This is a genomic window from Pseudomonas frederiksbergensis, assembly GCF_003732275.1.
GTDB classification, from domain to species: Bacteria; Pseudomonadota; Gammaproteobacteria; order Pseudomonadales; family Pseudomonadaceae; genus Aquipseudomonas; species Aquipseudomonas frederiksbergensis_H.
In genome coordinates this window covers 43,246-56,899 of sequence record NZ_MOBM01000001.1, presented here as the reverse complement: position 1 = coordinate 56,899, position 13,654 = coordinate 43,246, and the positions used below count along the sequence as shown (strand labels likewise).

The window sequence follows — 13,654 nt, the reverse complement described above, 5'->3', positions numbered from 1 at the left end:
GTTTACCAAGGAGTTTTCCGTTTCGACTGCGCCGGAAGTGGGGCGAATTATAGACGTCCAGAATCTGCCGTCAACCCCTGATTTCAGCTTTATTCGGATTTGAGCGTAATACGCGCAAATGCCTTCTTCCCAGCCTGGCAAACATGGGTCGCGCCCAGTACGTATATAAAGGTGCGATCGACAACCTCACCATCTATACGCACACCACCAGAACCGAGAAGGTCGCGCGCCACAGCGGAGTTCTTCACCAGGCCCGCTTTATTAAGGACAGCAGCAATCGGCATATCCTCGGCAGCGGTCAACTCGATCTCTGGCAGATCATCCGGCAGCTCACCATCTTTCATACGGTTGCCCGCTGCACGGTGAGCATTAGCCGCAGCCTCTTCACCATGAAAGCGCGCAACGATCTCTTCGGCCAGCTTGATCTTGATGTCACGCGGATTCGCGCCTGCCTCGACGTCAGCCCGGAAAGCATTGATCTCTTCCATGGAGCGGAAGCTGAGCAATTCGAAGTAACGCCACATAAGCACATCAGGGATAGAGACCAGCTTGCCGTACATGACACCCGGCGCCTCCTGGATACCGACGTAGTTGCCCAGCGACTTGGACATCTTCTTCACGCCATCCAGACCTTCGAGCAACGGCATAGTCAGAATGCATTGAGCCTCCTGACCATAACCACGCTGCAGCTCGCGCCCCATCAGCAGGTTGAACTTCTGATCGGTACCACCCAGCTCGACATCCGCGCGCAACGCGACCGAGTCATAACCCTGAACCAGCGGATAGAGGAACTCGTGAATAGCAATTGGCTGATTGGTCGTGTAGCGCTTATCGAAATCGTCGCGCTCAAGCATGCGAGCCACGGTGTATTGCGAAGTCAGGCGAATGAAGTCGGCCGGCCCCATCTTATCCATCCAGGTGGAGTTGAACGCCACTTCGGTCTTGGCCGGATCAAGAATCTTGAAGACCTGAGTCTTGTAGGTCTCGGCATTCTCGAGAACCTGCTCACGAGTGAGCGGAGGACGTGTCGCGCTCTTGCCACTCGGATCACCGATCATCCCGGTGAAGTCACCTATAAGGAAGATCACCTGGTGCCCCAGATCCTGGAACTGACGCAGCTTATTAATAAGCACGGTATGCCCCAGGTGCAAATCCGGCGCGGTCGGATCGAAGCCTGCCTTAATACGCAGCGGCTGGCCACGCTTGAGTTTCTCGATCAGCTCGGACTCGACCAACAGTTCTTCTGCACCACGTTTGATCAGCGCTAGCTGCTCTTCAACCGACTTCATAACAGACCCGCAAGACTCAGATTCAAAGGGGAACAACCATACAAGATCGCGCACCAAATACAAGTTTTGCCCGGCGCACGGACGCCAATCCACGGACAGAGCGTTCGCAGACTTGCTTCAGAGATGATTTGGTTATATTTTATACAGTTATTTCGTCTTCATCATGTCATTCATCTTTTCAAAGTCAAAATTACCTATGACCACAGAACCGTCTAAAGCGCCGCCGCTTTACCCGAAGACCCACCTGCTCGCAGCAAGTGGCATCGCCGCCCTTCTCAGCCTGGCGCTTCTGGTATTCCCTTCCAGTGATGTTGAAGCCAAAAAGACGACCCTGAGTCTTGAACTGGAAAGCCCTGCAGAACAACTGACACAAGATCAAGACGCCGCCGAAGCCGTCCAAGCCACAAATGAGCCGGCCGCCTCCCCCTTCGCACAGATCGAAAACAGCGCCGAAGAGCCCCAAGAAACCGCCCAGGTCGCCCCCGCCCCCGCGCCTGCTCCCGCGCCAGTCGTCGAAGAGAAGAAGGCGCCAGGCCATAAGGAAGTGATCGTTAGCAAAGGCGACACTCTCTCGACTTTGTTCGAGAAAGTCGGCCTTCCGGCCACTTCGGTACATGAAGTACTGGCCAGCGACAAGCAGGCCAAGCAGTTCAGCCAGCTCAAACATGGCCAGAAGCTTGAATTCGAATTGGGCCCGGATGGCCAGCTGACCAATTTGCACAGCAAAGTCAGCGACATGGAAAGCATCAGCCTGACCAAGAATGACAAGGGTTACACGTTCAACCGCATTACCGCCAAGCCCACTGTTCGCTCCGCCTACGTTCATGGCGTGATCAACAGCTCGCTGTCGCAATCTGCCGCCCGGGCCGGCTTGTCCCACAGCCTGACCATGGATATGGCCAGTGTATTTGGCTATGACGTCGACTTCGCCCAGGATATTCGTCAGGGTGACGAGTTCGACGTGATTTATGAACAGAAGGTCGTCAACGGCAAAGCGGTCGGCAACGGCCCGATCCTCTCCGCACGCTTCACCAACCGCGGCAAGACTTACACCGCGGTGCGCTACACCAACAAACAAGGCAACAGCAGCTACTACACAGCTGACGGCAACAGCATGCGCAAGGCGTTTATCCGTACCCCGGTTGACTTCGCCCGCATCAGCTCGAAATTCTCCATGGGCCGCAAGCACCCGATCCTGAACAAGATCCGCGCCCATAAGGGTGTCGATTACGCAGCACCGCGCGGCACACCAATCAAGGCTGCCGGCGACGGCCAGGTACTGTTGGCCGGTCGCCGCGGCGGTTACGGCAATACCGTGATCATCCAGCACGGCAGCACCTACCGCACGCTGTACGGCCACATGCAGGGCTTCGCCAAAGGCATCAAGACTGGCGGCAGCGTCAAGCAAGGTCAGGTGATCGGTTACATCGGCACCACCGGTCTCTCCACCGGCCCGCACTTGCATTACGAGTTCCAGGTCAATGGTGTGCATGTCGATCCACTGGGCCAGAAAGTAGCGATGGCCGATCCGATCTCCAAAGCCGAACGCGCACGCTTCCTCGCGCAAAGCCAACCGTTGATGGCGCGCATGGATCAAGAAAAAGCCACTATGCTGGCTTCGAGTAAACGCTAAGCCATGGCGCTCTATATAGGTGTGATGTCCGGGACCAGCCTTGATGGCCTGGACATTGCGCTGATCGAGCAAGCCCCGGCAATCAAGCTGATCGCCACCCATTACATCCCTATGCCTGATTCCCTGCGCGCCGAGCTGCTTGGCTTGTGCGCCAGCGGCCCGGACGAAATTGCCCGCTCCGCCATTGCCCAGCAGAACTGGGTGAAACTGGCCGCACAGGGCATTCACACTCTCCTCGACCAACAAAACCTGAAACCCGCCGACATTCGCGCGATTGGCAGCCACGGCCAGACCATTCGCCACGAGCCGGCGCGCGGGTTCACGGTGCAAATCGGTAACCCGGCCTTACTCACCGAGCTGACCGGCATCACCGTGGTCAGCGATTTCCGCAGCCGCGATGTAGCCGCTGGAGGACAAGGCGCGCCACTGGTTCCAGCCTTTCACGAAGCCCTGTTTGAAGAACGGCCTGGCAACCGCGCGGTATTGAACATCGGCGGGTTCAGCAACCTCAGCCTGATCGAACCCGGCAAGCCTGTTGCCGGGTTTGACTGCGGCCCCGGGAATGTCCTGCTGGATGCCTGGATTCACCAGCAACGCGGCGATAACTTCGATCGTGACGGTCAATGGGCCGCCAGCGGCAAGGTTGAACCGGCTCTGTTGAACGAGCTGCTCAGCGATCCATTCTTTGTGACTCAGGGCCCGAAGAGCACCGGCCGCGAAGTGTTCAATCAGCCATGGCTGATGCAGCATCTGTCGCAGCTACCGACCTTCGCTGCCGAAGACGTACAGGCCACGCTGCTAGAGCTGACTGCGCTGACCATTGTCGAGTCATTGCAGAGCGCCCAATCGGGTACCCGGGAGCTGCTGGTTTGTGGTGGCGGCGCGCACAACGCCACGCTGATGAAACGCTTGGCCAGTCTGTTGCCGAATGCGAAAGTCAGCAGCACTGCTGCTTACGGCGTAGACCCGGACTGGGTCGAAGCCATGGCCTTCGCCTGGCTGGCTCATTGCTGCCTGGAAGGTATCGCGGCCAACCGTCCGAGTGTCACCGGTGCCCGCGGCCTACGCGTACTCGGCGCCATCTACCCCGCCTGAGCCTGAACCCCTGACAGCAAAACGCCGCAGAGTCCTGAGACCCTGCGGCGCCTGGTAATGCGGTGAGGTGCGATCAGATCGAGAACGAAGAGCCGCAGCCACACGTGGTGGTAGCGTTCGGGTTCTTGATCACGAAACGCGAACCTTCCAGACCTTCCTGGTAATCCACTTCGGCACCTGCCAGGTACTGGAAGCTCATTGGATCGACCACCAGGCTGACGCCTTCGCGCTCGACGATGGTGTCGTCATCGGCCACTTCTTCATCGAAGGTGAAGCCGTACTGAAACCCTGAACAACCGCCGCCCGTAACGAATACGCGCAGCTTCAAGCGATCATTCCCCTCTTCATCGACCAGGCTCTTCACCTTGTGCGCGGCACCGTGGGTGAATTGCAAAGCCGTGGGGGTGAAGGATTCGACGCTCATGCTGACTATCTCCCGGCGTTACGCCGCCATAATGCGTGATGACGCGCATTATCCGCTTCTCCCAGAAAATCGGTCAACTATTGTTACGGTATATCAATCAACCCAATTGTCAGACCACAATGCAAAAAGGCCCGTTCGACGGGCCTTTTTGCTGAGCGGGATAAAGCCTTACGGCAGCATGCCCGCATGGGACAGGCCCAGACGCTCATCCAGACCGAACAGGATATTCAGGTTCTGCACCGCCTGACCGGACGCGCCTTTGACCAGATTGTCGATCACCGACAATACCACCACCAGATCACCATCCTGCGGACGATGCACGGCGATACGGCAAACGTTGGCGCCGCGCACGCTACGAGTTTCCGGATGGCTGCCGGCAGGCATCACATCGACGAACGGTTCGTTGGCATAGCGCTTTTCGAACAACGCTTGCAGATCCACCGAGCGATCCACAACAGTCGCGTAGAGCGTCGAGTGAATACCGCGAATCATTGGTGTCAGGTGTGGAACGAAGGTCAGCCCCACGTCCTTGCCCGCTGCACGACGCAGCCCCTGGCGGATTTCCGGCAAGTGACGGTGCCCTTTGACGGCGTAAGCCTTCATGCTTTCCGACGTCTCGGAGTACAGCGAACCTACAGAAGCGCCACGACCGGCACCGCTGACGCCGGATTTGCAGTCTGCGATCAAACGAGTGGTATCTGCCAGACCGGCTTCAAGCAATGGCAGGAAACCCAATTGCGTGGCAGTCGGGTAGCAACCCGGCACAGCAATCAGGCGCGCTTGCTTGATTTGCTCGCGATTGACTTCCGGCAAGCCGTAAACCGCCTCCTCCAACAGTTCCGGCGCGCCGTGCGGCTGGCCGTACCATTTGGCCCACTCATCGGCGTCTTGCAGACGGAAGTCTGCCGACAGGTCGATGACCTTGGTCCCGGCAGCCAGCAACTCACCCGCCAGAGCATGAGCGACACCGTGCGGCGTGGCGAAGAACACCACGTCACAGGCCCCGAGAGTCTTGATGTCCGGAACGCTGAAAGCCAGGCCGTCGTAATGGCCTCGCAGGTTCGGGTACATATCGGCCACGGCCAGGCCGGCCTCGGATCGGGAAGTGATCACTACCACTTCAGCTTGCGGATGCTGTGCCAACAGACGCAGCAGTTCGACACCGGTGTAACCCGTGCCGCCGACGATACCGACCTTGACCATAAACCTGCCCTCAACGAACCCACTGGAAAGCCGTCGATAATAGGGGCCGCGCGGCCCTGCGACAACCGTCAAGGTGACGTGTGGCGGCTCAAGCCTCTACTATTCCCGCTACCGTGAACCCTGGGAATACCTGAAAATGCTTTATCTGTGGCTCAAAGCGCTTCATATCGTCAGCATGGTCTGCTGGTTTGCCGGCCTGTTTTATCTGCCGCGCCTGTTCGTCTATCACGCTCAAAGCGAAGACACCATCAGCAAGGAACGCTTCAGTATCATGGAGCGCAAGCTGTACCGGGGCATCATGGGCCCGGCGATGATCGCCACCCTGGTGTTCGGCATCTGGCTGATCAGCCTCAACCCAAGCGCCTACTTCACCCAAGGTGCATGGATGCATGCCAAATTGACCCTTGTGGTAATCCTGATCGGCTATCACCACATGTGCGGCGCACAGGTAAAACGTTTTGCCCGTGGCGAAAACACCCGCAGCCATGTCTTTTATCGCTGGTTCAATGAAGTGCCGGTTCTGATATTGCTGGCTATCGTAATTCTGGTCGTCGTTCGGCCGTTTTAATCCAACAAGCATCATTCACCCGGGGTACTTCCAATGTCGCTGCCCGCTTTGCTCGAACAACGCTTGCGTCTGCCGGTGGTGGCGGCGCCGATGTTCCTGATTTCCAACCCTGAACTGGTGCTCGCCTGCTGCCGTAATGGCGTGGTGGGCAGCTTTCCTGCGCTGAACCAGCGTGAGAGCAGCGGTTTCAAGGCCTGGCTGGAAGAAATCGAAGCAGGACTGGCGATACTGGAAAACCCTGCGCCTTACGCGGTGAACCTGATCGTCCACAACAGCAACCCGCGATTGCAGGCCGACCTGGCGATCTGCATCGAGCACAAAGTACCGATCGTGATCACCAGCCTCGGCGCCGTGAAGGAATTAGTCGACGCCGTGCATAGCTATGGCGGCCTGGTGTTTCACGACGTGACGACGCGTCGCCACGCAGAAAAAGCCGCCGAGGCCGGCGTGGACGGTTTGATCGCCGTGGCTGCGGGCGCCGGTGGTCACGCCGGGACCTGGAGCCCGTTTTCGCTGATCGCCGAAATTCGACAGTTTTTCGACAAGACCCTGCTGCTGGCCGGCTGCCTGAACCATGGCCATGAGATTCTTGCCGCGCAAGTGCTCGGTGCGGATCTGGCCTACTTCGGTACGCGATTTATCGGTACCACTGAAAGTCATGCGCCTGACGCATATAAGGAGATGCTCCTGACTTCCAGAGCCGCAGACATCGTCCATACTCCAGCGGTGTCGGGCGTACCGGCAAACTTCATGCGCCGGAGCCTGGAGGCCGCCGGTTTCGACATGGCAGCCCTGCAAGGCAAGGGTGAGGTGAACTTCGGCGCCAAGCTCAAGCCGTTGAGCGATGAAGCCAAAGCCTGGAAAACCGTGTGGTCCGCAGGCCAGGGTGTCGGAGAAATCGATGACCTGCCGAGTGTCGATCAACTGGTCGCACGTCTCGACGCCGAATACCGCAAGGCGCTGGAACTGGCGGCGGCATTGCCCAAGCGCTGGCCGCGCTGACAGAAAAACTTGGCCCGCCCAATCCGGCTGGCCCTACACTCCATACTTGCAACACCGTCTATTACAAACTCTCGCGACAAGGATGCCTCGGCCATGAGCGAAAACCGTTTCAAGATCGTCTTCGATGGCGCTCTGCAGCCAGGTGTTGACGCCACCACCGCGAAGCTCAATCTCGCCGAGCTGTTCAAAAGCGATGTCGCGGCTATCGAGCGCCTGTTCAGTGGCCGGACAGTTGCACTCAAGCGCGACCTGTCACACACCGACGCGCAGACTTACCTTCAGGCGCTGACGAAAACCGGCATCGATGCCCGAATCGAAACAGAACCCTCGATCGAGCTGAACCTGTCCGACGTTCACGAACACGCCCCTGCCAACAGCCAACCTGTCACGGCAGATCCCGATTCTCCCTATGCACCGCCCCGAGCCTCTGTCGGCGAAACACTGCCGGAGTTTTCTGCACTCAAGGCATTCAGTTTCGTCGGCCGCATCGGTCGCTTGCGCTTTCTGGCCTGGACGATGGCTCTTACGCTGGTGACGCTTGGCGTTGGCTCCGTGTTGGCTATTTTCGGCTTCGCGCTCATCAGCACGGACTCCACTGCGGGACTGATCCTCGCTTGTCTGCTGGCTTTAATCCTGGTCGTGGTGCTCGCATTCATCAGCATCCAGTTCAGCGTCCAGCGCCTGCACGATATCGGCTGGTCCGGCTGGCTCTGGCTGCTGAACCTTGTACCGGTCGTGGGCAGCGTTTTTCCGTTTGTAATAATGATCGTGCCGGGTAACAACACGGCCAACCGATATGGCGCACCACCACCGCCCAACAGCAACGCGGTCAGGGTGCTGGCTTCGCTGTGGCTGGTGTTTATCGCGATCATGTTCGTCGGCGGGCTGACTGGAGGCCTCACCGCGATTCAGGATGAGTACGAAAACGCCACCGAGAGCACCTATCAAAGCAGCTCGGTGATCACCGACGAAGTTGAAGTCGAACCGGCCGAAGAGGCCGAACAAGCGCCAAATTCATCCGATGATGCAGCCGAAGCAGCTGAGCCCCCTGTAGACTCTGCGAAAGAATGAACAGCGCTCCCCGCCCGTGACACCTGCGTCGCCGGCGCGGAGCGGTTTCGATGGAGAACTGCATGACCCGTTACGCTCTGATCACTGGCGCCTCCAGCGGCATCGGCCTGGCGATGGCCGAAGCGCTGGCCCGGCGCGGCCGTAGCCTGATTCTGGTGGCCCGACAACGTGATCAGCTGGAAAGTATCGCGATTGAACTGACTCAACGTTTTGGTGTGGAAGTGCTGTTTCGTGCCTGTGACCTGGGTGAGCCGCTGAGGCTGTCCGGTTTTTTGCTGGAGCTGGAGGAAGGCGACCGGCAGATAGATTTGCTGGTCAACTGTGCCGGCATCGGTACTTGCGGTCCGTTCCTGGCTCAGGACTGGATGACCGAGCAGGACTTGATCGAAGTGAACATTCTGGCCCTCACGCGCCTGTGTCATGCCATCGGCAACAGTATGGCCTTGCAGGGCGGCGGACAGATTCTGAACGTCGCCTCGGTCGCGGGGTTTCATCCCGGTCCATGGATGAGCACTTATTACGCCAGCAAGGCTTACGTACTGCATTTTTCCGAAGGCTTGCGCGTCGAACTGAAGAAATGCGCGGTCAAGGTGTCGGTGCTCTGCCCTGGCCCGACCCGTACGGCGTTTTTTCGTAACGCGCAAATGGACACCGACAAACTGGACGAGAGCAAAAGGCTGATGAGCCCCGAGGAAGTCGCGCTTTATACCGTGCGCGCCCTGGAGCGAAATCGCGCCATTATTGTCCCCGGTCGCCTGAATCGCTGGTTCGCATTCCTGCCGCGGCTCGGCTCGCGCTGGCTGACCCGGACAATCGCGGGCATGGTCAACAAAGCCTATTGCCCGCGCTGATCAATCCTCAAGGCAAAAGACTGGGCTCTGACATAACCCATGGTTACACTCAGGCCAGCCCAAACAACGGAGAAAACAGCTGTGGATACTCTGTTCACCAAGATCATCAACCGGGAAATCCCGGCGAAGATCATTTACGAGGACGACCAGGTACTGGCCTTCCACGACATCGCGCCACAGGCCCCCGTGCATTTCCTGGTAGTCCCGAAGAAGCCGGTGCGCACCCTTAACGACCTCACCGAGGACGACAAGGCTTTGGCCGGGCATATTCTGTTCACGGCCCAGCGTCTGGCTCTGGAATTGGGCTGTGAAGAAGGTTTCCGGGTGGTCATGAACTGCAATGAATTGGGCGGGCAGACCGTCTATCACATTCATATGCACGTGCTGGGTCAGCGCCAGATGCACTGGCCGCCGGGCTGATGTGGCGAGGGAGCTTGCTCCCATTGGGCTGCGCAGCAGCCCCAATCCATGCGCCGTATTTTTCAGCCCTATCGATGGGCTGAATTTACGACCGCTTCGCGGCCGAGCGGGAGCAAGCTCCCTCGCCACAGATGACTCAGCGCAAACCCTCCCTCGGCCGATTGGGTTAAACTGGCCGCCGAGATTCTTCCCGGAGGTCAGCATGACTACCCAACGTCACTACTCGCCGATTGACCGTCTTCTGCTGCAAGCCGATGCCGCGATGCGGACTTTGCTGCCCTTCAGTGGGCAGCCCTACCGTCCGTCGCCTGCCATCGTGCAGCCGGATGCGCAAATGAGCGACGAGGACACCCGGCACGTCGCCGGTTTGATGCGCATCAACCATACCGGTGAAGTCTGCGCCCAGGCGCTGTATCAAGGTCAGGCCCTGACCGCCAAGCTGCCAAAAGTACGCGCGGCCATGGAGCACGCCGCCGAAGAAGAAATCGACCACCTGGTCTGGTGCGAACAACGCATTCATCAGTTGGGCAGCCATACCAGCATCCTCAATCCGCTTTTCTACGGCATGTCGTTCGGGATTGGCGCAGTCGCCGGGTTGATCAGCGACAAAGTCAGCTTGGGTTTCGTTGCCGCCACCGAGCATCAGGTCTGCAAACACCTGAACGAACACCTTGAACAACTGCCCGCCGAGGACGAGAAATCCAGGGCGATCCTGGAGCAAATGCGCATCGATGAAGAACACCACGCCGAAAGCGCGCTGGATGCGGGTGGGTTTCGTTTTCCTGCACCGGTGAAGTTCGGGATGAGTTTGTTGGCCAAGGTGATGACCAAGAGTACTTACCGGATCTGAGCTCAGCGTCGTCAGGCAGGACCTCTTCGCGGGCAAGCCCGCTCCACGGGTTTTTCGACAGGCATGAAAAAGGCGACTACTTCGCAGTAGTCGCCTTTTTTTGTACCCGGAAATCTTAACTCGGCATATTGCGCGCGTAGAAGATTTCGAGCATTTCGTGTTTCACACGCTCAGTCACCTGGGCACGTTGCTCAGAGGACAGGTTGCTGGTGGCGTCGCCGAACAGGTAGTTATCCAGTTCGAAGTTCTTCAACAGCATTTTGGTGTGGAACAGGTTTTCCTGGTACACGTTCACGTCGGTCATCTGGTACGCGTCGCGGGTGTCATCGGAGAGGTAGTTCTGGATCGAGTTGATCTCGTGGTCGATGAAGTGCTTCTTGCCTTCAACGTCACGGGTGAAGCCGCGCACGCGGTAATCCACAGTCACGATGTCCGAATCGAACTGGTGAATCAGGAAATTAAGCGCTTTGAGCGGTGAAATGACACCACAGGTCGACACGTCGATATCCACACGGAACGTCGCGATACCGTCCACCGGATGGATTTCCGGATAGGTATGCACCGTGATGTGGCTCTTGTCGAGGTGGGCCAGGATGATTTCGGGCAATGGGCCCGGAGACTCTTCGATCTGACTGTCGGTCGGGGTCACCGGCTCTTCAGAGATCAGAATCGTGACGCTGGCGCCTTGGGGTTCATAGTCCTGACTGGCGATGTTCAGGATGTTGGCACCAATGATATCGACAACTTCTGTGAGGATCTGCGTCAGGCGTTTGGCGTTGTACTCTTTATTGATGTACTCGACGTAAGCCTGTTGGTCTTGCGGGGTTTCCGCGTAGCAGATGTCATAGATGTTGAAGCTCAAGGTCTTTGTCAGGTTATTGAACCCGTGGAGCTTGAGTTTGCTTTTCACCGTTAAAAACTCTCTATGTATTGCGGGCTGGCCGCGTGATCAAGCATGCCCGTCAGATGCGAACGACGCACCTGCGTAGGACGGTTAACACCTCTTCGCGATGGCGATTTTGGTTGTCTGTTCAGGCAAGCGACCTGTCGGCTGACCGATCACTGCCCTGAAAAAAGTGGCGCATTATGCAGACGTCAGCTATGGATCGCCAGAGTCTGCACTGCTTTTATGATAGTTGAATGTCGATTCAACCGAGTTCGATGATTTCGTAGTCGTGGGTAATCGCCACGCCAGCCGCGCCGAGCATGATCGAGGCCGAGCAATACTTCTCGGCCGACAGCTCGATGGCGCGCTTGACCTGGGCTTCTTTCAGCCCGCGTCCCTTGACCACGAAGTGCATGTGGATCTTGGTGAAAACCTTCGGATCTTCGGTCGCACGTTCGGCTTCGAGGAAGGCTTCGCAGCTTTCGACGGCCTGACGGGACTTCTTGAGGATGCTGACCACATCGAAATTGCTGCAACCGCCAACACCCAGCAGGAGCATTTCCATCGGCCGGACACCCAGATTACGACCGCCGGCATCGGGCGGTCCGTCCATGACCACGACATGACCGCTGCCAGATTCACCGAGGAACATGGCTTCGCCAGCCCATTGGATGCGTGCCTTCATCGCCAAGACTCCACTGTATAAAAAAGGGTCGCCAGCTTAGCACAGGGCCCTTGATTGGCAGTGCTTCACCTTCCTAGGACATAACCATCTGCGTCGTAGGCAAATTCTCGAATCTTGAAGGAATGCGTCTGTTAAGCTGACGCCAATTCAATGGCGAATAGCCAGCTTTGTAGCGAATAAAAAGGATCGCAGGCTTCGCCAGCTCCTACAAAAAACAAATACACCGTGCAGTCTTTTCGGGATACAACCATGGTTGCTATTACTCCCACACCCAAAATCAAGAACCTCGACAAACTGTTGATGCACTGCCAGCGCCGTCGCTATGCCGCCAAGAGCAACATCATTTGTGCAGGTGACCGCTCGGACACGCTGTTTTTTATCATCAAAGGTTCGGTAACCATCCTGATTGAGGATGACGACGGCCGTGAAATGATCATTGCCTACCTCAATTCCGGCGACTTTTTCGGCGAGCTGGGTCTGTTTGAGCAAGCCGGCCTGGAACAGGAGCGCAGCGCCTGGGTACGTGCCAAGGTCGAATGCGAAGTCGCGGAAATCAGCTACGCGAAATTTCGCGAGCTGTCCCAACAAGATCCAGACATTCTTTACGTGCTCAGCGGACAAATCGCACAGCGCCTGCGCAATACCACGCGCAAGGTCGGCGACCTGGCGTTCTTCGACGTGACCGGTCGCGTTGCGCGCTGCCTGCTGGAACTGTGCAAGCAGCCTGACGCCATGACTCACCCGGACGGCATGCAGATCAAGGTGACCCGTCAGGAAATCGGCCGGATTGTCGGTTGTTCCCGTGAAATGGTCGGCCGCGTGCTCAAGGATCTGGAAGAGCGCAACCTGGTCGACGTCAAAGGCAAGACCATGGTGGTCTTCGGTACGCGCTAAGCTCGAAAACTCAAGTTCCTAAACTTAAGCCCCGAGCATTTCTGCCAGCAACTGTCGGTACAGTGCATCGAGCCGTTCCAGTGCCTCAGGAGCGGCAAACTTTTCATGCAGGGCGATGTGGCTTTCAGCGCGAACCCGCTGTTCCAGGCCACAGGCTTCATTGAAGCGATTGACCGCCGCGACCATCGACTCTCGCTCGTCATCGATCAACATCGCCCCATGCACCAGGCCGACCGGACGCTGACCGCCTTTACTCTGGCGCCAACGCTGGGCGGTACCGACCATCTTTCGACCGTCGAGATTGACGTTGAAACGGCCGTCGCAGAACGCGCCCTCGATTTCGCCCAACGACGAAGTGCCGCCCAGCTCATCCAGTAACTGACAGATCGGATCGCACAAACGCCGGTAGCCGGTTTCGATGCGGTTCAGATCGCCTTCGCCGCGCGGTGGGGCATAAACCAGTGCGATGTTGATCGTCGAGGCCGATTGCGGCACTGGCTCACCGCCGGTTTCACGCAAAAGTACCGGCCAGTCGGCGGCAGCGGATATTTCGCACGCGGCGTCGAACAGTGGCAAACGATTCAAGCGACGGGGCATGACCAACGCGCGGTCAGTGGGTTGCCAGAACAGCAGCCCGAACTCCGACTCACCGGTGCATACATGGGCCAACAGATCCTGTTCGGCGAGCAGGCCGGCTTCGATGGTCAGAGGGGTTGGTGAGGTCATAAGGTACTCCATAGGACGGTCAGTCTGTGGTGCATCTTATGCCGCCTTCGCGAGCAA

The 13,654-nt window shown here is 57.9% G+C and carries 15 protein-coding genes; 9 read left to right on the top strand and 6 right to left on the bottom strand.

Annotated features, from left to right (window positions below; all coding sequences use genetic code 11):
• Nucleotides 1–89 precede the first annotated feature (89 nt).
• Nucleotides 90–1,289 (bottom strand): tyrosine--tRNA ligase, encoded by a 1,200-nt coding sequence (gene tyrS, locus BK662_RS00265; protein ID WP_123355759.1) that lies wholly within the window; start codon nucleotides 1,287–1,289, stop codon nucleotides 90–92.
• Between the two features lie 196 nt (nucleotides 1,290–1,485).
• Between tyrS and BK662_RS00260 the strand changes: the two genes are divergently transcribed.
• Both BK662_RS00260 and BK662_RS00255 read left to right on the top strand, forming a co-directional pair.
• On the top strand, nucleotides 1,486–2,922 hold the full coding sequence (locus BK662_RS00260; protein WP_123355757.1) for a peptidoglycan DD-metalloendopeptidase family protein: 1,437 nt from the start codon (nucleotides 1,486–1,488) through the stop codon (nucleotides 2,920–2,922).
• Between the two features lie 3 nt (nucleotides 2,923–2,925).
• Nucleotides 2,926–4,017: an anhydro-N-acetylmuramic acid kinase gene (locus BK662_RS00255; RefSeq protein WP_123355755.1), complete on the top strand. Its 1,092-nt coding sequence runs from the start codon at nucleotides 2,926–2,928 to the stop codon at nucleotides 4,015–4,017.
• Nucleotides 4,018–4,090: 73 nt separating this feature from the next.
• On the opposite strand, the gene erpA is transcribed toward BK662_RS00255, so the two are convergent.
• Together erpA and argC are read right to left on the bottom strand one after the other, a co-directional pair.
• Nucleotides 4,091–4,441: an iron-sulfur cluster insertion protein ErpA gene (gene erpA / locus BK662_RS00250; protein ID WP_007906865.1), complete on the bottom strand. Its 351-nt coding sequence runs from the start codon at nucleotides 4,439–4,441 to the stop codon at nucleotides 4,091–4,093.
• 168 nt (nucleotides 4,442–4,609) lie between these two features.
• Nucleotides 4,610–5,644 (bottom strand): N-acetyl-gamma-glutamyl-phosphate reductase, encoded by a 1,035-nt coding sequence (gene argC, locus BK662_RS00245; protein WP_007941665.1) that lies wholly within the window; start codon nucleotides 5,642–5,644, stop codon nucleotides 4,610–4,612.
• Between the two features lie 136 nt (nucleotides 5,645–5,780).
• On the opposite strand from argC, the gene hemJ reads away from it, so the two are divergent.
• From hemJ to coq7, 6 genes are all read left to right on the top strand, one after another.
• A complete protein-coding gene (gene hemJ / locus BK662_RS00240; protein ID WP_123355753.1) occupies nucleotides 5,781–6,212 on the top strand; it encodes a protoporphyrinogen oxidase HemJ in 432 nt (143 codons plus the stop codon).
• 33 nt (nucleotides 6,213–6,245) lie between these two features.
• Nucleotides 6,246–7,214, top strand: a complete 969-nt coding sequence (locus BK662_RS00235; RefSeq protein ID WP_123355751.1) for an NAD(P)H-dependent flavin oxidoreductase — start codon at nucleotides 6,246–6,248, stop codon at nucleotides 7,212–7,214.
• A 93-nt stretch (nucleotides 7,215–7,307) separates the two neighbouring features.
• Nucleotides 7,308–8,285 carry a DUF805 domain-containing protein gene (locus BK662_RS00230; protein WP_123355749.1) on the top strand — a complete coding sequence of 326 codons (978 nt, stop codon included), beginning with the start codon at nucleotides 7,308–7,310 and terminating at the stop codon, nucleotides 8,283–8,285.
• A gap of 62 nt (nucleotides 8,286–8,347) precedes the next feature.
• On the top strand, nucleotides 8,348–9,136 hold the full coding sequence (locus tag BK662_RS00225; protein WP_123355747.1) for an SDR family NAD(P)-dependent oxidoreductase: 789 nt from the start codon (nucleotides 8,348–8,350) through the stop codon (nucleotides 9,134–9,136).
• An 81-nt stretch (nucleotides 9,137–9,217) separates the two neighbouring features.
• Entirely contained in the window at nucleotides 9,218–9,556 is a 339-nt protein-coding gene (locus BK662_RS00220; protein WP_007906873.1) for a histidine triad nucleotide-binding protein, read from the top strand.
• Nucleotides 9,557–9,758: 202 nt separating this feature from the next.
• Complete coding sequence (gene coq7 / locus BK662_RS00215) at nucleotides 9,759–10,406, top strand: 2-polyprenyl-3-methyl-6-methoxy-1,4-benzoquinone monooxygenase (protein WP_008008345.1); 648 nt, start codon at nucleotides 9,759–9,761, stop codon at nucleotides 10,404–10,406.
• Between the two features lie 115 nt (nucleotides 10,407–10,521).
• On the opposite strand, the gene speD is transcribed toward coq7, so the two are convergent.
• On the bottom strand, nucleotides 10,522–11,316 hold the full coding sequence (speD, locus tag BK662_RS00210) for an adenosylmethionine decarboxylase (RefSeq protein ID WP_123355745.1): 795 nt from the start codon (nucleotides 11,314–11,316) through the stop codon (nucleotides 10,522–10,524).
• A gap of 238 nt (nucleotides 11,317–11,554) precedes the next feature.
• Nucleotides 11,555–11,977 carry an OsmC family protein gene (locus BK662_RS00205; RefSeq protein WP_007941657.1) on the bottom strand — a complete coding sequence of 141 codons (423 nt, stop codon included), beginning with the start codon at nucleotides 11,975–11,977 and terminating at the stop codon, nucleotides 11,555–11,557.
• Nucleotides 11,978–12,226: 249 nt separating this feature from the next.
• Between BK662_RS00205 and crp the strand changes: the two genes are divergently transcribed.
• The gene (gene crp, locus BK662_RS00200; protein ID WP_007941656.1) at nucleotides 12,227–12,871 is read left to right on the top strand and encodes a cAMP-activated global transcriptional regulator CRP; all 645 of its coding nucleotides are present in this window, start codon (nucleotides 12,227–12,229) and stop codon (nucleotides 12,869–12,871) included.
• Nucleotides 12,872–12,895: 24 nt separating this feature from the next.
• On the opposite strand, the gene BK662_RS00195 is transcribed toward crp, so the two are convergent.
• Nucleotides 12,896–13,597, bottom strand: a complete 702-nt coding sequence (locus tag BK662_RS00195; RefSeq protein ID WP_123355743.1) for a lipoate--protein ligase family protein — start codon at nucleotides 13,595–13,597, stop codon at nucleotides 12,896–12,898.
• Nucleotides 13,598–13,654: the final 57 nt, after the last annotated feature.

Coding starts and splice junctions, on each gene's coding strand:
- tyrS (WP_123355759.1), bottom strand. CDS start 1,289: ATGAAGTCGGTTGAAGAGCAGCTAGCGCTGATCAAACGTGGTGCAGAA.
- BK662_RS00260 (WP_123355757.1), top strand. CDS start 1,486: ATGACCACAGAACCGTCTAAAGCGCCGCCGCTTTACCCGAAGACCCAC.
- BK662_RS00255 (WP_123355755.1), top strand. CDS start 2,926: ATGGCGCTCTATATAGGTGTGATGTCCGGGACCAGCCTTGATGGCCTG.
- erpA (WP_007906865.1), bottom strand. CDS start 4,441: ATGAGCGTCGAATCCTTCACCCCCACGGCTTTGCAATTCACCCACGGT.
- argC (WP_007941665.1), bottom strand. CDS start 5,644: ATGGTCAAGGTCGGTATCGTCGGCGGCACGGGTTACACCGGTGTCGAA.
- hemJ (WP_123355753.1), top strand. CDS start 5,781: ATGCTTTATCTGTGGCTCAAAGCGCTTCATATCGTCAGCATGGTCTGC.
- BK662_RS00235 (WP_123355751.1), top strand. CDS start 6,246: ATGTCGCTGCCCGCTTTGCTCGAACAACGCTTGCGTCTGCCGGTGGTG.
- BK662_RS00230 (WP_123355749.1), top strand. CDS start 7,308: ATGAGCGAAAACCGTTTCAAGATCGTCTTCGATGGCGCTCTGCAGCCA.
- BK662_RS00225 (WP_123355747.1), top strand. CDS start 8,348: ATGACCCGTTACGCTCTGATCACTGGCGCCTCCAGCGGCATCGGCCTG.
- coq7 (WP_008008345.1), top strand. CDS start 9,759: ATGACTACCCAACGTCACTACTCGCCGATTGACCGTCTTCTGCTGCAA.
- BK662_RS00205 (WP_007941657.1), bottom strand. CDS start 11,977: ATGAAGGCACGCATCCAATGGGCTGGCGAAGCCATGTTCCTCGGTGAA.
- crp (WP_007941656.1), top strand. CDS start 12,227: ATGGTTGCTATTACTCCCACACCCAAAATCAAGAACCTCGACAAACTG.
- BK662_RS00195 (WP_123355743.1), bottom strand. CDS start 13,597: ATGACCTCACCAACCCCTCTGACCATCGAAGCCGGCCTGCTCGCCGAA.